General features: G+C 50.2%; 19 protein-coding genes. 10 read left to right on the top strand and 9 right to left on the bottom strand.

Annotated elements, in window-relative coordinates; all coding sequences use genetic code 11:
- The first annotated feature begins 46 nt into the window (after positions 1 to 46).
- The 3 genes from FYZ48_RS27520 (at position 47) to FYZ48_RS27510 (ending at position 3473) form a co-directional block, all read left to right on the top strand.
- Entirely contained in the window at positions 47 to 1297 is a 1251-nt protein-coding gene (locus tag FYZ48_RS27520; RefSeq protein ID WP_187782259.1) for an FAD-binding oxidoreductase, read from the top strand.
- Positions 1298 to 1353: 56 nt separating this feature from the next.
- Positions 1354 to 2715 (top strand): (Fe-S)-binding protein, encoded by a 1362-nt coding sequence (locus FYZ48_RS27515; RefSeq protein WP_149345681.1) that lies wholly within the window; start codon positions 1354 to 1356, stop codon positions 2713 to 2715.
- 86 nt (positions 2716 to 2801) lie between these two features.
- The gene (locus FYZ48_RS27510) at positions 2802 to 3473 is read left to right on the top strand and encodes an HAD family hydrolase (protein ID WP_145039947.1); all 672 of its coding nucleotides are present in this window, start codon (positions 2802 to 2804) and stop codon (positions 3471 to 3473) included.
- A 41-nt stretch (positions 3474 to 3514) separates the two neighbouring features.
- Here the strand turns inward: FYZ48_RS27510 and sixA are convergent, their stop codons facing one another.
- The 3 genes from sixA to FYZ48_RS27495 all read right to left on the bottom strand — a co-directional run bounded on the left by sixA (position 3515) and on the right by FYZ48_RS27495 (position 6174).
- Entirely contained in the window at positions 3515 to 3991 is a 477-nt protein-coding gene (gene sixA, locus FYZ48_RS27505) for a phosphohistidine phosphatase SixA (protein ID WP_149345680.1), read from the bottom strand.
- A 62-nt stretch (positions 3992 to 4053) separates the two neighbouring features.
- A complete protein-coding gene (locus FYZ48_RS27500; RefSeq protein WP_187782258.1) occupies positions 4054 to 5193 on the bottom strand; it encodes a dienelactone hydrolase family protein in 1140 nt (379 codons plus the stop codon).
- A 186-nt stretch (positions 5194 to 5379) separates the two neighbouring features.
- Complete coding sequence (locus FYZ48_RS27495) at positions 5380 to 6174, bottom strand: phosphatase domain-containing putative toxin (RefSeq protein ID WP_187782257.1); 795 nt, start codon at positions 6172 to 6174, stop codon at positions 5380 to 5382.
- A 287-nt stretch (positions 6175 to 6461) separates the two neighbouring features.
- On the opposite strand from FYZ48_RS27495, the gene FYZ48_RS27490 reads away from it, so the two are divergent.
- On the top strand, positions 6462 to 6794 hold the full coding sequence (locus FYZ48_RS27490; RefSeq protein WP_149345677.1) for a TfoX/Sxy family protein: 333 nt from the start codon (positions 6462 to 6464) through the stop codon (positions 6792 to 6794).
- Between the two features lie 50 nt (positions 6795 to 6844).
- Here FYZ48_RS27490 and FYZ48_RS27485 read toward each other — a convergent pair whose 3' ends face one another.
- From FYZ48_RS27485 to FYZ48_RS27460, 6 genes are all read right to left on the bottom strand, one after another.
- Positions 6845 to 7258, bottom strand: a complete 414-nt coding sequence (locus FYZ48_RS27485; RefSeq protein WP_149345676.1) for a hypothetical protein — start codon at positions 7256 to 7258, stop codon at positions 6845 to 6847.
- 184 nt (positions 7259 to 7442) lie between these two features.
- The gene (locus FYZ48_RS27480; protein WP_187782256.1) at positions 7443 to 8474 is read right to left on the bottom strand and encodes a lactonase family protein; all 1032 of its coding nucleotides are present in this window, start codon (positions 8472 to 8474) and stop codon (positions 7443 to 7445) included.
- A gap of 157 nt (positions 8475 to 8631) precedes the next feature.
- Positions 8632 to 9384 (bottom strand): hypothetical protein, encoded by a 753-nt coding sequence (locus tag FYZ48_RS27475; protein ID WP_149345674.1) that lies wholly within the window; start codon positions 9382 to 9384, stop codon positions 8632 to 8634.
- Positions 9385 to 9410: 26 nt separating this feature from the next.
- The gene (locus FYZ48_RS27470; RefSeq protein ID WP_145039932.1) at positions 9411 to 9932 is read right to left on the bottom strand and encodes an RNA polymerase sigma factor; all 522 of its coding nucleotides are present in this window, start codon (positions 9930 to 9932) and stop codon (positions 9411 to 9413) included.
- Positions 9933 to 10087: 155 nt separating this feature from the next.
- Positions 10088 to 11200, bottom strand: a complete 1113-nt coding sequence (gene menC / locus FYZ48_RS27465; RefSeq protein WP_149345673.1) for an o-succinylbenzoate synthase — start codon at positions 11198 to 11200, stop codon at positions 10088 to 10090.
- 53 nt (positions 11201 to 11253) lie between these two features.
- Positions 11254 to 13275, bottom strand: coding sequence for an Hsp70 family protein (locus FYZ48_RS27460; RefSeq protein ID WP_149345672.1), 2022 nt, complete (start codon positions 13273 to 13275; stop codon positions 11254 to 11256).
- A 225-nt stretch (positions 13276 to 13500) separates the two neighbouring features.
- Here FYZ48_RS27460 and FYZ48_RS29405 point away from each other — a divergent pair, with 225 nt between their 5' ends.
- The 6 genes from FYZ48_RS29405 to FYZ48_RS27425 all read left to right on the top strand — a co-directional run bounded on the left by FYZ48_RS29405 (position 13501) and on the right by FYZ48_RS27425 (position 20824).
- Complete coding sequence (locus FYZ48_RS29405) at positions 13501 to 14658, top strand: hypothetical protein (RefSeq protein WP_187782255.1); 1158 nt, start codon at positions 13501 to 13503, stop codon at positions 14656 to 14658.
- Positions 14659 to 15162: 504 nt separating this feature from the next.
- The gene (locus FYZ48_RS27445) at positions 15163 to 16449 is read left to right on the top strand and encodes a diphosphate--fructose-6-phosphate 1-phosphotransferase (protein ID WP_242022790.1); all 1287 of its coding nucleotides are present in this window, start codon (positions 15163 to 15165) and stop codon (positions 16447 to 16449) included.
- A 43-nt stretch (positions 16450 to 16492) separates the two neighbouring features.
- Complete coding sequence (locus tag FYZ48_RS27440; protein ID WP_145440487.1) at positions 16493 to 17377, top strand: HAD family hydrolase; 885 nt, start codon at positions 16493 to 16495, stop codon at positions 17375 to 17377.
- Between the two features lie 86 nt (positions 17378 to 17463).
- Positions 17464 to 18900 (top strand): decarboxylating NADP(+)-dependent phosphogluconate dehydrogenase, encoded by a 1437-nt coding sequence (gene gnd / locus FYZ48_RS27435; RefSeq protein ID WP_149345670.1) that lies wholly within the window; start codon positions 17464 to 17466, stop codon positions 18898 to 18900.
- 132 nt (positions 18901 to 19032) lie between these two features.
- Positions 19033 to 19767: an MBL fold metallo-hydrolase gene (locus tag FYZ48_RS27430; RefSeq protein ID WP_149345669.1), complete on the top strand. Its 735-nt coding sequence runs from the start codon at positions 19033 to 19035 to the stop codon at positions 19765 to 19767.
- A 55-nt stretch (positions 19768 to 19822) separates the two neighbouring features.
- Positions 19823 to 20824: a methyltransferase domain-containing protein gene (locus FYZ48_RS27425; protein WP_149345668.1), complete on the top strand. Its 1002-nt coding sequence runs from the start codon at positions 19823 to 19825 to the stop codon at positions 20822 to 20824.
- Positions 20825 to 20896 lie beyond the last annotated feature (72 nt).

The raw sequence follows: 20896 nt of genomic DNA, 5'->3' as shown, positions 1-20896 counted from the left end.
GCAGGACATGCTGCTGTTATGCTCACAACCGATTGAAAGACCATTTATGACACTCACACATTCCGGTACTCCGGAAGATTTTGTTCCGACATCCCAGTCTGAATTGAGTCGATTCCTGAGTGACAATGCAACATCTGCCCGCAAACAGACTTTTCCGGTGGGAGGCCGTACCTCTCTGGCTGTCTGCTGCCCGGACAGTCATTCAGGTCCTTTGATCTGTACTTCTCAATTGAATCGCGTCGTAGATTATCCGGTCCGCGACATGACAATTACAGTCGAAGCCGGAATGAGACTGGACCAGTTAAATGAGATCATCTCAGCCGAAGGACAGCGTCTGCCGATCGACGTACCTCAGTCTAACCGGGCTACCATCGGTGGAGTGATCGCCACCAATACTTCAGGACCACGACGCTTCTCCTATGGTACGATCCGTGATTACGTGATCGGTATTTCGGCAGTCGATGGAGTGGGGAATCTGTTCAAATCCGGCGGTCGAGTTGTCAAAAATGTCGCCGGTTATGACCTTGGTAAAATGCTCGTCGGCTCTCTGGGAACTCTGTCAGTCATCAGCCAGGTCTCTCTGAATTTGCGTCCCAGACCAGAGTGCATGCAACTGGTCTGGTTTGACTTCGATTCCTGCCAGAGTGTCGATCAGGCACTGGAAGCGATTGTGACATCGGGAACCCGGCCAACCGCTGTTGAATACTGCAACAGTAAAGCGGCTCGGCAGATTACTGCCGAATCACGGATTGAACTTCCCAATGAAAATCATGCCGTTTGTATCTGCTATGAAGGTCCGGAAAATGTTGTAAAGTGGCAGGCGCAGCAGATTATTAATGAATGGCGTGCCTTTTCCTCTCTCGATGCTCAGATTATTGAAGGATCGCAGGCCTCTCAGTTATATAACGCTTTGACTGAGTATCAAACGTCATCAGATGATCCGGTAACGCTGAAGGCCGTTGTCTTACCATCACAAATGATGTCATTCATTGAAACTGCTACCAGTCTGAATATCGCAGTCCAGGCACATGCAGCAGATGGAATCGTATTCGGACATTTACCCGATTCTGCCAGTTCACTGGAAAACGTGAATCAGATTCTCGAACAACTGCAATCTGTAATTGATCCAGGAACCGGCTACCTGACCATTTACCAGTGTGAATCTGACTGGGCTGAATCGCTGCCGCTATTCTGTTCGCCTCCCGCTGGCTGGGAACTAATGCAGCAGTTGAAACAGGCATTAGATCCTCTGCAGTTATTGAACTCACGACGATTTACAGAGCTGGTGAAATCCTGATCCACAAGTTCTGAAACAATCATAATCAGTAAGCTTCACCCCAGAAGAGTTATCCCATGAAACCCGGAAGTGCCTTTTCTCAAACAACCACAGCAGACAAAGATCCTGCAGAAATACCGGGATCTGAGATTCCCTATGAGAAGTTTCTGGACTGCATTCATTGCGGCTTATGCACGGCTGCCTGCCCGACCTACCTGGAAACAGGGAATGAAAATGACAGCCCCCGAGGGCGAATTTACCTGATGCGTGCGGTCGTTGATCAACGCGTTGAACTCTCGGAATCAGTTCGAGGTCACCTGGATCTCTGCCTGGATTGTCGTAGTTGTGAATCGGCGTGTCCTTCCGGAGTTCAATACGGCAGATTGATCGAACCGTTCCGGGTAGACATGCAACATCTTGACGCCAAACAGGGCAGGGGAGCACAAAATGACTGGTTTCATCGCTGGATCCTGTACCGGTTGTTCCCCTATCCCAACCGGATTCGTCTCTCACTGATGCCAGCCCGAGTGATGCAGTTCCTTAAACTCGACAAGCTGGTTGACATCCTCGGCCTTCCACTGCTTCTGCCGCAGAAACTGAAACGGATGCACAACCTGTTACCACGTCTCAAGCCAGTAGAACCAGATCTACCGGAAGTCTTGCCGGCACAGGGAACCCAAAGAGCTCGCGTGGCCCTGTTTACGGGCTGTGTTTCAGAAGCGATGTACAGCCATGTCAATCGCGCCACAGCTCGCGTTCTGCAAGCCAATGGTTGCGAGGTGGTCATTCCCCGAAGCCAGGTCTGCTGTGGCGCCATTCATTACCACAGCGGTTCAGACGAAGAGGCCCTGAAGTTTGCTCTCCAGAATCTGGCAGCCTTCGATCAAGAAGATCTGGATGCCATTATTGTGAATGTCGCAGGTTGTGGAGCCATGCTCAAAGATTATGGGCATATCGCGGAGGAAATTTCGGGGCCCACTGCTGAACAGACGGCACGACTGAAACAGTTCGCAGGCAAGTTTAAGGATGTTTCGGAATTCCTGTTTGAACTGGGGCCGATCGCCCCCGAAGGAGAGATCCCCCTCAAGGCAACCTATCACGACGCCTGCCATCTGGTGCATGCACAGAAAGTTCAGAATCAGCCACGCAAACTGCTGGAACTGATCCCCGGACTGACCCTGATCCCCTTGAATGAATCCACCATCTGCTGTGGAGCAGCAGGTAGCTATAATCTGACACAGCCTGAGATGGCAGATCAGTTAGGCAAACGTAAGCTGAATAATATTCTCGATACGGGGGCAGAAGTGGTCATCAGTGGGAACGTCGGCTGCACGCTCCAGATTGATTCTCAGATACGTCAGGCAAGAAAGCCTCTACATGTCTTGCATCCTATGGAGCTACTCGATCTGAGTTATCGAAAGCAAAAACCGGTATTTTAGCCGGTCAAGTTGAACCACTGCGTTTGAACAACTATCCTACGCTCAACGGATAGCTTGTTTTAAATAAATAACCAAAGAGTGATTTTATGTCTCAACTCCCTCCCATTCAGGCGGTAGCCTTCGACCTGGATGGCATCATGTTTAATACAGAACACGTGTTTTTCCTCTCAGGCGATGCCCTGTTGCAGCGACGCGGAAAAAAAATGACCCCCGATATCCTGAGAGGAATGATGGGCCGACGTGCTCATGAGGGGTTTGAACACCTCACTCAGTTCCTGGATAAGCCGGAAGATCCTCTGGAACTCTGGGAAGAAAGCCAGGAAATTTTTCGTTCCCTGCTGGATCAACATCTGAAACCCATGGAGGGTTTGTTTGAACTGCTGGATTTCCTGGAAGAACTGGATATCCCCAAGGGAGTTGCTACATCTTCACCTCGTCCTTACCTGGAATCTCTGCTGTCCCGGTTTGACATTATTCATCGTTTCCCGATCAGCCTGACTGCTGAGGATGTCACTCACGGCAAACCACATCCGGAAATTTATCTGACCGCTGCTGAAAAAATGGGGGTCAGTCCGGAAAATATGCTGGTTCTGGAAGACAGTGAAACCGGCACCCGCTCTGGCGTGGCAGCAGGAGCTTATGTGGTTTCAATTCCGCATGAGTTCAGCAATTACGGAGATTTCAGTTCAGCAAAGTTTATCGCTGAGCGGTTGACGGATGAGCGAATTCTCTCACTCCTGGCAGAAAATCGAGGCTAAAAATGTCTCAACTACTGAGTAATCCCATTTGAACTGAGATTTCAGAACAATGGAGCACTGAGGTGCCATTTAAGGCTCCCCTGACCGATGCCAATCAGGGAGTCGAATTGAATGCAGGCTGCATTTCCAGGTTTAAAGGTGATTGAACCCCCTCCAATCAGATCGGAAGTGCAACGGGCTACGTCGGGCATGTGGGCTACAATCGCGATTCGTTCACAGGCTGTTGATCTGACAAATGAGATCAATGAATCCAGGCTCAGACCGAATCCCAGCCAGGGTTGGGCATAGCAGGCTTCAGCATTCAATTCCGTAACATCCTGCAGGATCTGAGCGGTCTGAGTTGTCCTTACAAGCGGGCTGTGTAAAATCAGCTCGGGACCTGCATCATGTTTGGCAATCCATTTAGCGACCTTACGAAACTGGTGAGTGCCATGGTCTGTCAGGGGTCGGGCTGCATCTCCTCCTGGTACTACACCTGCCTGCTCAGCTTTTCCATGCCTGATAATCAACAGTTCCATCTAAATTATTCCTACCTTAGTTGAATTCTCAAAGCTGTGATGAAGTTCTGCGTCGGCAGAAGTCAGGGTTTGACCAGTTTGGTCTTCGTTGCAGATTCGGGTTTGAGATGGGTATCCATCCAGGCATACATGAGAGCCCGTGATTCATGGGCAACTGAATGCCCTTTTCCATGAACAAAAAATGCAAAATTCTGAGGTGCTTTCTCCAGTTCATAGACGTCCATCACCTTCATCAACATCAGCACTCTTTGTCGCTGCGTCAAAGGGTCACCGTCATTGAGTCCCGAGAGATCCAGAAATGCCCGCGGTGCGATCAGTGACATGATTTCATGAAAATCAATCGGAGGCAATTTGCCCTCCAGAAGATCCGGACGGATATGATTAAAATATACGTACCAGTGATCTCTCGCCCAGGCTTCTACGCGTGCATTCTGACGGAAAAATGAGGCACTGCAATTCCCAGCTGCTGCCTGTACTCGCTCATCATAGGCAGCCAGGAACATTGATCCATGGCCTCCCAGCGAATGCCCCAGCACGCCGATCTTGTCGGGATTAACCTCCCGCAAAGTCTGCAGCACATCAATGGCGATGGAATGTTCGTAGGTAAACTTCCCAACAGAGGTCCAATGTGGATGTTTCTCATGAAAGGCTTTGGTGTCATATGGCCCCGCTTCCGGGATCCGATGTCCTGCAACAAAATGATCGGGAGCAATTACCACATAACCACGTCGACAGAGATGATCAAGGTAAGCCTTGTCGGGGTTATCGATCAAACCTGCTGCACGCTGTTTGCCGTATTTATAAGTGCCGTGCAAGGCAACGATGGCCGGGGCAGGTCCTCTTAAATTGAGGGGAACTCCCAGGTAGGCATGCGCCCGTTCATCTTTTTCAACCTGATAGCTGATCAATTGTCGGCGATAGATACCATCTACAATGACTGTATCATGAAACTGGATTTGCAGATCAGGCTTTTCCGGTTTGTACTGATCTCGGAGTAACTCCAGATAGCGTTTTCTCAGTTCCTGCTTGTGTTCTGCCCACTCCTCAGGTGATTCAATACCATGGAGCAGGTCATCCCAGGATGACTCAATTTTTTCGGGATCTGACCGTTGCCTGGAACCGGCTTCTTCCGAGTACGCGGTGAGGCTGTATCCCAAAATCACTCCCAGACAAGAGAGGAAACACAATAAAGATGATCGCATGAATATACCCTTATCGAAACTGGATAGGAGCATGCATTATCATCAATCAAGAAAGGGAATCACAACTCTTGAATTTAAATTTCTTCTGTTTTTCAAAGGTATAGACCCACTCAACGGCTGCTCCCCGTCTGCCTTCTGTGTATGGGTTCAGTGTCTGGTCTTGATCGGGATTGATTTCAGCACTAATCAATCCCGATAAGCGACGTGACATCGCTTGCATTGCATTTTGAATGCTTTTAACTCCCGGGCCATCTGCTTCTGGTCACCCTTCTGAAATGCTGTTTGCAGCGTATCGACCCGTTTCTCAGATTCTCTCATCCATTTTTGAAACATCTCATCATAGTCGTCGGCATACTTACGTGCCGCCTCACGAAACTCCTCTTTCAGAAGTACCAGTGTCTCGCGATTCTTTTTCCTGACCAGGGGATGTTGATTTTGCGTCTGCATTTGATCCAGCGATTCGAAATGATGGCTGATCTGCGACATGGCTTTGACCAAAGGGGAAACTGGTGTGGACTCCACCAGTTCCGGGCGCGGAATATCAGCGGAAGGAACTTTAAAGTTCCGGATGTCTCTCCATAATCCCGCATAGTCCTTACTGGTACCTGCCAGCTTTAAAAAGTCGAGAGCCTGTTGCTGATTAAAAGTACCTCGACACAATCCGACGACCGCAGTCGCAGTGGGTCCACGGTGTTTGCCATGATGGCAATGGATATAAACCGGGCCTTTGATCTCCTTTGCGACGCGTGCAAAAGCCAGCCCCGCATCGTTTGATACGCCATCATAGCCGATTGGAATATGTACATAACGCATTCCGGCACGCCGGGCCATCTCCAAATGTGGTTCAGTTCCATCGACACTGACGATAGTTTTGACTCCGAGTTTTTGCAGGGCGTCAAAACTCCGCTGATCTGCCGGCCCACTACCAGAGTAAACTGCCTCATCGACCTGAAAGACATTATCCAGACCTGGCAGACTCATCGACTTTACACCAACGGGCTTTTGAGCGGGCGCTGTATCCGTCTGCTGACCTGATAAAGAACCACTGTTATTAACCAGAAGAAGCATACTGAAAAGAGTAATGCTGCGGAAATATGCCATGTCCTGTCGTACCTGTTTCGTCTTCACATTTCAAAGGATTGCCCGTCACCTATTTAGAATAGCAGACAAGCCTTTTTTGTTCAGTAATCTAGACAAAAAAGGCGTAAAGAAATATTTTGTTTTGAGAAAGCAATCTTCAATATCAGACAGGCTTAGAGGAAGCTGACATGGCATACGACGAGGCTCTCGCCGACAGAATACATCAACTGTTGTGTCGCCGGGCAGGGTATTCTCAGCAAAAAATGTTTGGGGGAATCTGTTTTCTGCTCAATGGCAACATGTGCTGTGGAGTCACGGGGACTAATCTCATGTTACGGCTGGGAGAGAAGAAAGCTGCACAGGCACTGCAGGAACCATTTACTCACGAAATGGATTTCACAGGCAAAGTGATGAAAAGCATGATCTATATCAAAGCTGAGGGAACGCAGGAGGACATTGATCTGAAAGAGTGGGTCAATCAGGCCGTCAAATTTGTACGGACGCTGCCTGACAAAACGTAACTGCGGATTAACTCCGATACTGGTTCAAGGCTATCCAGCACTTAACGGATTCAAGGGAACACATAGCCCGGGGCACCATACCAGTAACCATAATAGTGGTAGGGATCAAAATAGAATCCGGAAGACTCCTGCATAATCTGTGCATAGGTCGGAATCGGGCTCACATTGATATTGACTGTAGGCCGGCCAGGAGTGATCCCCATCGCTTTACGTGTGGCGATCCGCTCCATGCGCTGTTTGGCCTGCAAGAATGCACGCTGTTGAATCAGGCGCTGGCTGACAGACATTCGCTGGTAAGCCGGTCCAGTCTGTTTGGAAGGCCCTCTGGTGATATTCACTTTCCCCTGGCTCTCATCAGAACTTTTGATATCTGAGCTGATCTGAAGAGGAACCTGCTCCTGGCTGAACGCCGGTGACATCAGACACTGCGAGATCAGAATTACAGCAACGGCAGAAGAGCGCATACCCAGCCTCTCTCTTCAGTAGAAAATGAATAGTCAAAGTCCGTACTGCGCTATCAGTGTGCGCATACGTGCGTCCTGTCATCACAGGATCACTTATGGAGACTCATCGACTTTCACCACCGATGATCTGAAGCAATTCATCCAAAACTCGAACTGGAAATTATTTCAGATTGAATTAGGCAATTTAGGGAACCTTTACGACCTCAACCCAGGACGGAGATTTCCCCACCTCGTAGGTGTCAATCCGCGTCAACTTGCCGGTCTGGGGATCAATACGATAGGCAGCCAGTTTCCCGTTATTTTGTCCCGCGGCGTACAGGAAGTGTCCTTCCGGGTCGATGTTGAAGGATCGCGGCGTTTTCTCGGTCGCTGCCTGTCCCATCGATTTCAGTTTTCCGGTCTGAGGATCAACGGCAAAACAGGCAATGCTGTCATGGCCCCGGTTGGAAGCATACAGATTTTTTCCTGAAGGCGAGAGTTCGATATCGGCACAGGTATTCTTCCCTTCAAAATCAGCCGGCAAAGTGGAAATGGTTTGAAACGCTTTCAAGGTTCCAGATTCGGAATCAAGCTTACAGGCAGTGACAGAGCTCCCTTTTTCGTTATCAAAATAGATAAAACGATTGTCTTTTGAAACAGCCAGGTGGCGGGGCTCCATCTCGGGGGCCGCTTCGAAAATCGCCGGTTCATTCGCTTTCAGTTTTCCGTCAGATTCATTCCATAAAAACTGATAGACGGCATTGGGCCCCGTATGGGGTACAAACACGTACCGATTTGACTGATCGGGCAAAATGGCATGTGCATTTTTGTCTGTTGGAATTGTCTGGAGAATTTCGGGCAGGATTGTGCCATCTTTCTTGAGCCGATGTACGGCTACTTTCCCCTCACCATAATAAGCTGAAAGCAGGTAACGTCCCTTACGGTCTGTGGCGATATAAGCTGCATTTCCCCCCGCTGGTACCGCAGAGATCAACGTGAGTGCGCCGTTTTCAGGATTGATACTGAAGCTCATGAACTCTTTGGCAGAACGGATGGATGCAAACAGATATTTCTTCTCTGGATCGACTTCCAGACAGCCAGGCGCGCCTGGGACTTTAATGTTGGAAAGATGCGTTAGTTTTCCATCCGCCTCATTCTGCTGATAGATGGCAATCTTCTTCTCCCCGCCCAGAGAAATGTAAACATAGCTGGCTGCTTGAGAGGGAAGAACAGACACAAGACAGACTCCGGAAAGAATCAGGTAAAATCGAAGCAGAGAGAACATGGCGGCTACCCTGGAAATTCAGAAGTTGATAGGGAAATAGTCAGACTCCATTCACTTGCGCAGCGTCAAACAACTGCAGGTACCAGTAGAGCCGGTTAGTAGAGAGATTTCAAGCGGCAGTCGATTGTAAAGCACGTCCCAGAGCTTCCAACTCCCGGGCACCACCAAAGACAATGCAGACATAAACCTGATCTGCTTCGACCCATTTCACGGTCGCGTAATTCCCCTTACCCAGTTGAGTATACTCGACCTTGCCTGGATCAAAAGAGGTTAAGGTGGGCAGGGGACTGACTCTACTGGCAGGAATCTGCAGCAGAGCACCATAGACAGTGCGAGTTTTTCCTGATGAAAGTCTGAAAAAACGAACTGCAGCGTCGTGCACGACTGACTCGCTGATGGAAAGTCCGTAGGTCTGACCAATAAAGTTCAACAGCCCCTTTTGATGCCAGCCACCTTGTGCCGGAAATGAGGTCGCGAAATTTCCATCGAATTCCGACATGAAGCGACTGTCGAGATTCAGTTCTGGACTGAGCTTCACCAGAGGAATTACCGGTTGTCGGGTTACCCAGAAAAACGCCAGAACTGCGGCAAACAGCAGGCATGTTGATAGCCCCACCAGGGTTCCCGGGTTTTTGAGATAAGCTCTCCGGGAAACAGGGGGATGATCTGTAGAGATGGTGGCATTGGAGCCACTTTGGGCCAGAGCATCCAGTACTCCCTGCTTTCCATTTTCTGGTACATCTACTTCAAATAAAACACGCTTGAGCTCCGAATGAAAGAGGGGACCATCAGCGAATGAATCTGAGACAGTATGATCTGGCTCAGAATATTCAGGTGATCTGGATGATTCGGAAGCGTTCATGGTAATACCGTAAAGGGCAATCTTTTTTATGAATGAATCGGACTTATATCTTCCCGGAGCGAAGCAAACCGTTCCTGCAGAAAAGCCCTGGCACGTGCCAGCCGACTCATCACGGTTCCCAGCGGGATAGACAACTCATTCGAAATTTCTTTGTAGGATTGTTCTTCAAAATAAAACATTAATAAGGGGAGTCGAAAATCCTCGGGCAACTCGTCCAGTGCAGTCTGAAGTTCTTCTGAGGTCAGTTCCGGTATCTCTGCAGGATCAGAGGCAACATCAGGACTGGACCCCAGTGAAACAGGCTCGGCTTTCCGCGTGACTTTTTTCAGAAACAAATTTCGTAAAATCGTACACAACCAGGAACGGGCAGACCTTGCATCGCGTAACTGGGACAGTTTCTTCTGCGCGATCAGATAAGTTTGCTGAGTCAGGTCTTCTGCATCAGCTCTGTCGCCCGAAAGGCGAAAAGCATAGCGATACAGCAGCTGATAATACTCATCAACTAATCGTGTCAGTTCTTCCGAATTGTTACGACTGGTCCGTGACATAACCTGATTCTCTAACTAAACAGAGGCAGTAAGACATCTGGTTATTCCCCAGGAAGGTGAATTTCTTAGAAGTTTCTCGTTTTTTCCCACTCCGGCTTGCTGCCGCGGCAAAACATGAACATTCGAACCCACCCTAAACTGAATCTCGCAGAAACTCAAGCTTCAATTATGTTGTGTTGGAGTGTGAGTGCCTGCAGGCGATTCATATCCGGGTCTGGCAATTCGTCAAACGCTTTCACCCCCGGGATTCCTCCCTCAAGATTGACGAGTCTCAGAGGCTCCTGGGCCATATCTTCTCGATAATATTTCTCGCTGGGGAAAATATCAGCGGGATAGGTGAAGTTATCCAGCATCGCCAGAGCAGTACAATGCGAGGCTCCTGTTGCACTCTCCAGCATCCCCCCGACCCAGCAGGGGATTCCCGCAGCCTGACAGAGATCATGAATCATGACGGCGTTTGTCAGGCCGCCCACACGGCCCGGCTTGACGTTGACATATTGACAACTCTTCAAATTGACTGCCTGTTGTGCACGATAGGGGTGCGTAATACTCTCATCCAGACAAACCGGCGTTTTAATTTGCTCCTGCAGTCGAACATGGTCCGTCAGGTCATCGTGTTGCAGAGGTTGCTCAATCATTGCCAGATCAAATTCTTCGATCGCCTGAAATAGTGGGAGATCGCTCAGACGATAACCGCTGTTGCAGTCAATATGAAATACCTCATCTGGAAAAGCCGTCCGAATTGCCTGAAGCATGGGGATATCCCAGCCGGGACGGAACTTCAGCTTAATCCGAGGAAACTGTTCCGATACGGCTCCCCCAACGGCTTCAATCAGATCATCCAGATGATCCATCACTCCGAAGTCTGCTCCCACAGGTACTTCATCGCGTGTTGCTCCCAAAGCAATGTGCAGGGGCGTTCCGCTGATACGACTGTGCAGACTCCACCAGGCATTGTCCAGAGCCGCCTTGGCAAATGAATTCCCCTTGTACAGCGAGAGGGCATCCTGCAGCGCGGAACCGCTGTCAAAACTTTGTCCAACGACTGCTGGTGCCAGCCATTCTGAGACAGTATGAAATACCCCCCCCGCCCATTCCGGACTGTAGCAGGGGGCAGCCAGAGGTGTGCTTTCCCCCCAGCCATCAACAGAACCACTGGTCATCCGGCATAACACGGAATGAATGGCTGCGTCTTCGCCGTAAGCGGTACGCCAGGGATAAATCAGTGGCATCGCCACATGGTAAAGTTCAATCCGGTCTATTTTCATCAGAGATCAGTTATCCTGTGGTTTTCATTTTATGAAATTTTGTCAAAGGCAGATCAGGCGTCTTCCAATAGATCCCAGAATTCGCTCTCAGCAGCATCCATCCTGGTGGGCTTGCTGGATTTCGGACGCGGCTTCTTTTGTGCCTGTAAAGCAGATCCCTTTTTTTTCCTCTGAGAACCTGCCTGTTTTTTACGAGTTTTCTGTGGAGCATCAGGTGAGGTCGGCGTTTGTTTTCCGACGCCCGTACGACGTCCCTTATTCGACCTGCTGGATGCTGTCCCTTTCGAATGCTGCTCCGGGGTCGGACAGTCAGACGCCGGTGCCCCCTGCAAGGGGTCACCACACTGGTTACATAATGCTACTGGCCGCTCTGAACTGTCCAGTCCACGTGCCACAGGATTCGGTTTGGTAGTGAAAGATTCCCGAGGCGCAGCTTTCTGCTCCTTTCGCTCCGCTTTGATGGATTCTGCCTGATCCAGTATTTCCTGCAGCATCAGCGGATCAGACTGAGAATCTTTCTGTGTCCCGTCCGACGGAGTGGCCTCTGCAGTTGCAGGTGCTGTGGATATCAGGTTCTGCTCCCGAGAAATTTCGATCCGTGCCTCTTTTCCGCTTGTCAAATCTTTAGCAGAAACATGCACACGTGCCTCTGCATCATATTCCATCTGTACTTCGATCTTGGAATCGACCGGCAGATTCGGAGGCAGTCCTTCAATTTTGCAGTTCCCCAGAATGACAAATGGTTCATCCTGAGAAGCGCCACTTTCGATCAGCTTTAGATGCACACGGCGTTGATCAGGGGAGACAGTTCCGTAGGTATGTTTGACCGCTGCCGGCAACTTTGTATTAGCCGGCAAGAGATAATGCGGTATCCGCTGTTGTCCCGTCTGGTCACGCACCAGAAAGCCCAGTGACCGCGCGTTGACGCTATGCTGCTTCATTTTGGACAGTCGACTGGCGGCATCCTTCGTCAGAATCGATTCCGCGTATTCCCGGTTACTGAGCAACATTCCCGCATAATAAGCTGCACCATGGGCAATCGACTGATCCGGGGGTAATGACAGATTCTGTGTCGTACCACTGGCCTGCTTGAGGGCATCACGGATCATGGGCATGCGGGAAGATCCCCCTGTAGTCAGCACAACATCCACATGGGCCCACCCCATATTGTTGTCCTTCAACAGTGCCCGGGTGATTTCAGTAGTGCGATCCACCAGCCCTTTACTCAGTTGCTCGAACTGCGACTGTGTAATCTGATAGGTTTTACGCTGTGAGCCAACCTGGCAGGCCAGAGTGGTTTTGGGTCTGACTGTCAGGCTGCGTTTCGCCTGTTCGACTTCATTCGCGAGATACTGCAGGCTTTCCGGATCGTTGCAGGGATTGATGCCGAACTCATTGTAAAACTGCTCAGCCACTGATGCCTGCAGTTTACTGTTCCAGTCAATCCCCCCCAGCTTGAGATCACCGCCACTGGCAATCACTTCTACTTCGTCTTTCTGGTACTTAACCAATGACAGGTCGAACGTACCGCCCCCCAGGTCGTAAACCAGAATGCGTTGCTCTTCCGCAAGTTCGGCAAACCACATCCCCTCGGACCCCAGCACGTAACACAGGGCAGCAGCCACCGGTTCATTGATCAGATCGACCTGTGTCAGTCCTGCCTGCTTACCAGCCGCGATTGTTTCCTGTCTCTGCAAATCGCTGAACTGAGCCGGAACTGTGATGACGGCCGAATCAATCCGACCGATACGTTCCTCTGCGGAAGCTAAAAGCTTCTTCAGGATGAATGCAGAGATATCCCGGGGAGAAAAGTAGCGCCCGTCAATTTCCCATCGAAAATCCTGCTTACCTAGAAAGCGTTTTGCATGCTGAACCACATTTTGCGGATTAACGATGGCGTGCCTGAGCGCTTCAGTGCCAACAATCACTTCAGCGCCGTCAAACATAGCCACGGAAGGAGTAGACAGTTCACCTTCCAGATTGGGAATGGTGACCGGCTCTCCATGTTCATTCAGATGAGCGATGCAAGAATAGGTAGTTCCCAAATCAATGCCGACAGCCTGTAACTTCTGCATAGCGCCTTAACTCTCTTCAGATAAGTATTTTCGCATATCTCCCGCACAAATGGGCAGGCATAGACTCCTTTGATATGGTATCATGGAAACAAGTCACACTCCAGCACCTGATTTCCGTTTTCCTGCATTGGAAGACAGTCCGATAGAAAGTTCTGAAAAGTGCGTCAGTCCGCCCCCCGGAATCTCCCGTTCATCATTGCCAGCCTGTTTTCAATGTGCCTGACAATGTTTATTACGCAATCGGAACTGCTTGCCCAACTGACAACAGAATCCCCCGTTATTCTCAACCGGGATCAACCACTTTACCTGGTAGAACGCAATTTCAGGCATGCCCTGACTCAGCCAATCTCTGCCTCCTGGTCAAACGTGGGAATTCGAACGGTTCTGGAAAGGATTGAGAAAACACAACAGATTTCCCTGATCCTCGACCGCCGCATCGATCCATCCACGACTCTCAAAATTGATCTGCAGAACCAGAGCGTGGAAGCAGGGTTGGATGAGATTGCCTCGGCGCTCCACGCCAGAGCCATCGTTGTCGGAAGTAACGTCTACCTGGGACCTGATCAGGCCATGGGGACATTCAAAACCCTGCTGGCACAAAAGCAGCAGGAATTGCTCGCTCTGTCAGACAATCAACCTGATATGAAAACGCGAGCAATTCAGCTTTCCAGGAATAAGTCGTTTTACTATCAGGATCTCGATACGCCGGCTGAATTACTCAATCAGATAGCAGACTCCTATCAGATTACCATCAGTAATCCAGAGCGAATTCCCCATGATTTGTGGTCACATGGCGCCCTGATGGCAGTGAATGCCAATGAAGCACTGCTCCTGGTGTTAAATCAACTGAATCTGACCTTCCTCTGGGAAAAGCAGGGAACCGCGATCCGGCTTTTGCCTGTTCCGGATCATGTGACTGTTCAAAAAACATACTCATCCCGAGGACGTTCCCTGAATGAAACGATTGAACATCTCAAAGAATTGTTCCCTGCAGCGATGATCACCAGGGAAGGCAGGATGCTGCTGGTTGACGCCTCTGCTGACCTTCAGGAAAAAGTTGAAGCAGAACTGAATCCCGCAAAGCGTCCGGTTCGTAAGATGGGAACTCCTCAAATTGACGTACTTCCCATTCAACGCCGTAAGTTCACGCTTCGGGCTCAGAAAGTCCCGGTACTGGCCGTCATGCAGAAACTGGAGCAGTCCGGAATTGAATTTGAGTATCAGCCTCAGCAGTTAAAGCAGGCTGGCGTCGATCTCACTCAGAGAATCGATATTTCGGTCCAGAACGCGGATGCGAATGAGTTTTTTGATGTCCTGTTCGGCCCTCTCAATCTGTCTTATCAAATCGAGGGGATCAAGGTGTCTCTGACACCCAATAATTAGAGACATTAACTTAAGAGCAGCCTTCCTCTAAGGACATTTGACATTCCCAACTTTCCCGGAACTTTCTCCATTGGCGCTAGGGTGATACTTTGAATTAACGCCTCAAATCGGGTAACATCCCGAATTAGTGAGTGAAAACAAGTCTTTGTGAGTCTTTTAACGAGATCACCCACACTGTACAGAGGCTATCTTCCGCCCGCTCAGGAAACGGAATTGTTAATCGCAACCTTTTTCAGATTAACACTTTACCACACAAGCCTTCTGACATTCGCCTGAATAACTGTGGGAAGCGTTCGTAAACGCCTTAATTGATTTGTAAGGAATCGATCATTCTGACACTCGCGGAATTTTCCTGAAATTCAACACGACACTGCCGGTCTGTTTCCGACCACAGCTATCAGAATGATCAATTCATGCGTGTTTAAAGTATCCGTCAGAGATACCCCAGTTCCGGCGAGGAAGGGGTATTTCAATGAATAGACTACAGCAGAGTGAGGAGAAAACGTGGCAAGTCCCAAGAATATGATCGTGGCCCAGTCTGGTGGACCTTCACCGGTCATCAACAACAGCCTGAGAGGTTTAGTCGAAACTGCGAGAGATCTTCCCGAAATCGGCACAATCTACGCTGGCTGGCATGGCATCGAAGGAGTGCTCAAAGAAGAACTGCTGAATCTGAGCAGCCAGTCTCCTGAAGAAATCGCTCTGCTGCGGGTCACGCCTGCCGCTGGTTCCGTGGGAACCTGCCGTTACAAGCTGAAAGATCATCAGAATGAAGACTTCGATCGGATCATTGAAGTTTTCAAGGCACACAACATCGGCTATTTCTGCTACATCGGCGGAAATGACTCCATGGACACCGCCAATAAAGTCGCTCAGATGGCAACAGAGCGGGGCGTGGATGTCGTTGGCATCGGAGTTCCCAAAACCATCGATAACGATGTGGGAGACAGCGAATTTAAACTGATCGACCACACTCCCGGGTACGGTAGTACCGCCCGTTACTGGATGAGTATGGTCCAGATGGCCAATGAAGAAAACCGGGGCAGTTGTCCTGCCGACCCTGTGCTTGTACTCCAGGCCATGGGACGTAAAATCGGCTTTATTCCGGCTGCTGCCCGACTGGCAGACCCTCAGCGCAAGATCCCGATGCAGATTTATCTTGCAGAAAATCCGATCAGCATCGAGCAGATCCATGCACAGGTCAACGACCAGCTGCGCAAAGACGGCCGTCTGATCGTAGTTGTCAGTGAAGGACTCTCTCTGGGTGATATCGGGGAAACGAAAGATTCCTTTGGACACACCCAGTTCAGTTCCAGCCAGCTGACCGTAGCTCAATTGCTGGTCAATGAATTAAACGAGCGGGGACTGGCTGTGAAAGGCGCCGCCCGGGCCAATGTTCCGGGAACTGACCAGCGTCATAACATTGCATACGCTTCTACCGTTGACCTGGACGAAGCTTACGGTGCAGGTCAGAAAGCAGCCCTGCTGGCTGCCGCTGGAGAATCAGGTTACATGTCAACCATTCTCCGTGCTGAAGGCCCGGGATACAATGTCCGATACGACAAGGTACCACTGCCCGAAGTCGCGAACAGCGAACGTACCTTCCCTAAAAACTGGATTACAGCCGACGGGATGGACGTGACTGACGATTTCGTCAAATACTGTAAGCCTCTGGTCGGTAACGACTGGCCCAGCATCCCCATGATCAATGGGCGGATGAGACTGGCTCAACTGCAGCCGCTGTTCTCGGACCAGAAACTGCCTAAGTACGTTCCCCAGGCAGACAGATAAACCTCTACATACATAAGCTATTTAATACATACGGGAGACAATTGTGTCGGATAATCCTCTGGATACCAAGTTTGAGAAGAAGAGTGAGTTTCTGATCGGCATCGACTCAGACGGGTGTGCCTTCGATTCTATGGAAATTAAACACAAAGAGTGTTTCATTCCTAATTTTATCAACTATTTTGGCCTGCAACCCATTTCCAAGTATGCTCGTGAAGCGGCTGAGTTCACGAACCTCTACTCCAAATGGCGTGGGGCCAACCGTTTCATTTCCTACACTCTGGCTCTGGACCTGCTGGAAGAGCGCCCGGAAGTCATTTCCCGGAACGTGACCATTCCGCGTCTCCAGGGTGTGAGAGACTGGATCGAACGGGAAACCAAACTCGGTAATCCCACCCTGGCTGCCGAAGTTGAGAAAACCAAAGATGCTGATCTGGAACTGGCTCTGAAATGGTCACTTGCAGTCAACGAGATGATCGCCGACATGGTGCACGATGTGCCCCCTTATCCAAATGTTCGCGAAAGCCTCATCAAGCTGGATCCGGTCGCCGACATGATTGTCTGCTCTGCGACTCCCAACGAAGCACTCAATAAAGAGTGGGAAGAACACGACATCGCACAATACGTTGATGCGATTTGTGGCCAGGAAGCAGGCAGTAAAAAAGAAACACTGGGTCAGGCAAAGAACTTCGGATACGAAGAAAATAAAGTCCTGATGATCGGCGATGCTCCCGGCGACATGAAAGCCGCTGAAGCTGTAGGAGCACTTTTCTACCCGATCAACCCTGGAGCAGAAGAAGCCAGCTGGGAACGTTTCATTGGCGAAGCCTGCGACAAATTCCTGAACGGTGAATTTGCTGGCGAATATCAGGCGAAAGTCATCGCTGAATTCGACAGCTACCTGCCGGAACTCCCTCCCTGGAAGAAGTAAACCAGAGACGATCCTGAGCTCAGGAATGACATAGCAGTCACAGTATCATTTAATCACAGAACATTAAAAGCGAAGAAGAAATTTTCATGTCAAAACACGATATCGGCCTGGTCGGCCTGGCAGTGATGGGACAAAACCTGGTTTTGAATATGGCCAATCACGGTTATTCCGTTGGTGTATTCAACCGTACCACGAGCACCACAGACGAATTCGTCAGCCAGAAAACAGATGAGCAGCAGATTACGGGTTACCACACCCTGCAAGAGCTGGTCGATAACCTGGCCACTCCTCGTAAAGTCATGCTGATGGTCAAAGCCGGCCCTGCTGTTGATGCCATTATTGACGACCTGAAAGGCATGCTCAGCCCTGGCGATATCATCATTGACGGTGGAAACACACACTTTGATGATACCAATCGACGGACCAAAGAAGTCGAAGAGGCAGGTCTCCTGTTTATCGGAACCGGTGTTTCCGGTGGTGAAGAAGGGGCGCTCAAAGGCCCCAGCATCATGCCCGGTGGTTCCCCCGACGGCTGGCCTCACGTCAAATCGATTCTGCAGGATATCTCTGCCAAGGTTGGTGAAAACAACGATATTCCCTGCTGTGAATGGGTAGGAGAAGCGGGTGCCGGCCATTACGTGAAAATGGTTCACAACGGTATCGAATACGGTGATATGCAGCTGATCTGCGAATCATACTACATTCTGAAGCATGCCCTGGGCCTCACAAATGAAGAGCTCTACAAAGTCTTTGATGAATGGAATCGTGGCGAACTTGAAAGTTACCTGATCGAGATCACCCGCGACATCTTCACCGTCCTGGATGGAGAAACCGGCGACTACCTGGTCGATAAGATCCTGGACACCGCCAAACAGAAGGGTACCGGTAAGTGGATGAGCCAGCACGCTCTGGATCTGGGTGTTCCCACCACACTGATTACTGAAGCTGTTTACGCCCGTTGCCTGTCAGCCCAGAAAGAAGCACGCGTCCGGGCTTCGAAAATCCTGAGCGGTCCCGAGAAAAAATTTGAAGGTGACCGGGATCAGTTTATCGAAGACGTTCGCCAGGCACTCTACGCATCTAAACTGTGTAGCTACGCTCAAGGTTACGTACAGTTGAACTCCGCCGCAGAACACTTCGGCTGGAAACTCAACAATGGCGACATCGCTCTGCTCTGGCGTGGTGGTTGTATTATTCGTTCAACCTTCCTGCAGGACATTAAGGCCGCCTTCGACAAGAATCCGGAACTGGAAAACCTCCTGCTGGATGACTTCTTCCGCAATGCTGTTGAAAAATCTCAGCCCAGCTGGCGTCGTGTTGTGGCTACTGCTGTCGAACTTGGCCTGCCGGTCCCCAGCTTTACTGCAGCTCTCAGCTACTATGACGGCTATCGCCAGGCAAGACTGCCTGCCAACCTGCTGCAGGCTCAACGTGACTACTTCGGTGCTCACACCTACCAGCGGATTGACAAAGAAGGCACGTTCCACACCGACTGGATTCGTGAGCGTCGCCTCGATTCGTAAGCCCCTCAGCGGGTCTCTTCGAATCACCTGGCTGGTTCCACTGTAGCCAGACTATCCATTTGCCCGTTAATAAAGCCATAATAACACTTTATTAACGGGCATTTTCATGTTGAGTGGTGAGGGAGTGAGACAATGCGTATCGTGTTGCTGGGAACAGGCGGATACCACCCGAATGATCGTCGACATACCGCCTGCCTGATGCTGCCAGAGTCCGGGATCATCTTTGATGCAGGAACCAGTTTCTTTCGCGTTCCCCAGTACATGCAAACCCGCGACCTGCAGATCTTTCTGACACACGCGCACCTGGACCATATCGTCGGACTTTCATTCTTTCTGGTTCCCATGCTGACTGGACAGGTTGATTCTGTCAAAGTCTATGGCGAAGCTTCAAAACTGGATGCCATTCAGACTCACTTGTTCAGCAAAGAAATCTTCCCGCTGCTTCCCGATTACGAATTCATCACCCTACCTGAACAGGTCTCGGTTCCGGAGCAGGGCACTCTCCGCCACATCGACCTGGAACATCCCGGAGGATCAGTCGGCTATCGAATCGACTGGCCCAGCCATTCTCTGGCCTATGTCACTGACACATCCCATCCGGAGCAGCATCTTGAATTTGTCAAAGGTGTCGACCTGCTCATCCATGAATGTTATTTTCCAGACGAGCAGGCTGAATGGGCTGATAAAACCGGACACAGCCACACAACCCCTGTTGCAGAACTGGCGCGAGATGCCGGCGTTGGAAAGCTGGTACTGACACATATTGATCCTCAGCAAACAGGCGATGATCCGGTAGGAATTGAAGTTGCTCAGAAGATCTTTCCGAATACAATACTCGGTGAAGATCTGATGGAAATTGAGTTTTAAGCCACGTCTCACACATACATGTTTCAACAAGCCAACTAAGAAGCAGCTGAAATCCATGACGAAAGAAACATCCCCGCAATCATTTCTTTCTCAGGAACTCCTCGACATCTTACGAGATCCGACAGACGGCTCACCTCTGGTTCTGGATAAATCACAGGCGAACCTCAATTCGCCAACCTCAGAAAAATCGTATCCGGTTATAAATGGGATTCCTCGCTTTGTAGAGCAGGAGCATCTCTCCAGCTTCGGTCTGCAGTGGAACAAATATGAAGTCGCTCATGATGATGAAGACCGGGCGACTTTTACAGCCAAAACCGGAATGGAACTCAGCGACCTAAACGGTCTTCGCATCCTGGATGCTGGTTGCGGCGGAGGCCGTTACTGCAAGGTCGCAGCCGAGGCAGGGGGGATTGTCTTTGGCGCAGACCACACAACTGCAGTCGAAAAAGCGAGTAAACTCTGCAGCCACCTCGATCAGGTACGCCTGGTTCAGGCTGACCTGAAGCACCTCCCCTTTGAACCGGAGTCATTTGATTTCGTTTTTTCAATCGGCGTGATGCACCACGATAAAGATACCCGGGCCGTCTTCGACGCAGTAGCCCGGATGGTCAAGCCGGGAGGTAAGTACTCAGTCTGGCTCTATCGGAAAAATCAATGGTGGCAGGAAGGCATCAATTCCGGGCTGCGAAAAATTACTACGCGCATGTCCCCGGAAAAACTGGAGCCCTGGTGCCGCCTGGGAGCATGGCTGGGTGGGATTCCTGTGATCAATAAAACCTTGAACAAGGTCGTGAATTTCAGCAACCACCCCAACTGGGAAAACCGGGTCTGCGATACCTTTGACTGGTTCGCGCCTGCTTACCAGTACCATCACACTGTGGACGAATTACAAGGCTGGTTTAAAGAAGCTGGTTTTGAACAGCTCAAAATACTCCCTCCGGAAAAAACAGGGAGTTTCTACCGGTGGTGCTATGATCACAATTTACTGATCGGCAGCGGCGTGAATATCCAGGGAACGAAATCAGAAGAGAATCAGTCAGACAACGAGCCGTCTTGATTTTTCCGATCAGTACAGACTACGTGCCTTCCCCGACTGGAGTATTCAATACAGCATTCAAACTCGATTCGC

Origin of the sequence: Gimesia chilikensis (assembly GCF_008329715.1) — a bacterium.
GTDB lineage: Bacteria > Planctomycetota > Planctomycetia > Planctomycetales > Planctomycetaceae > Gimesia > Gimesia chilikensis.
This window is presented reverse-complemented; position numbering and strand designations above follow the sequence as displayed.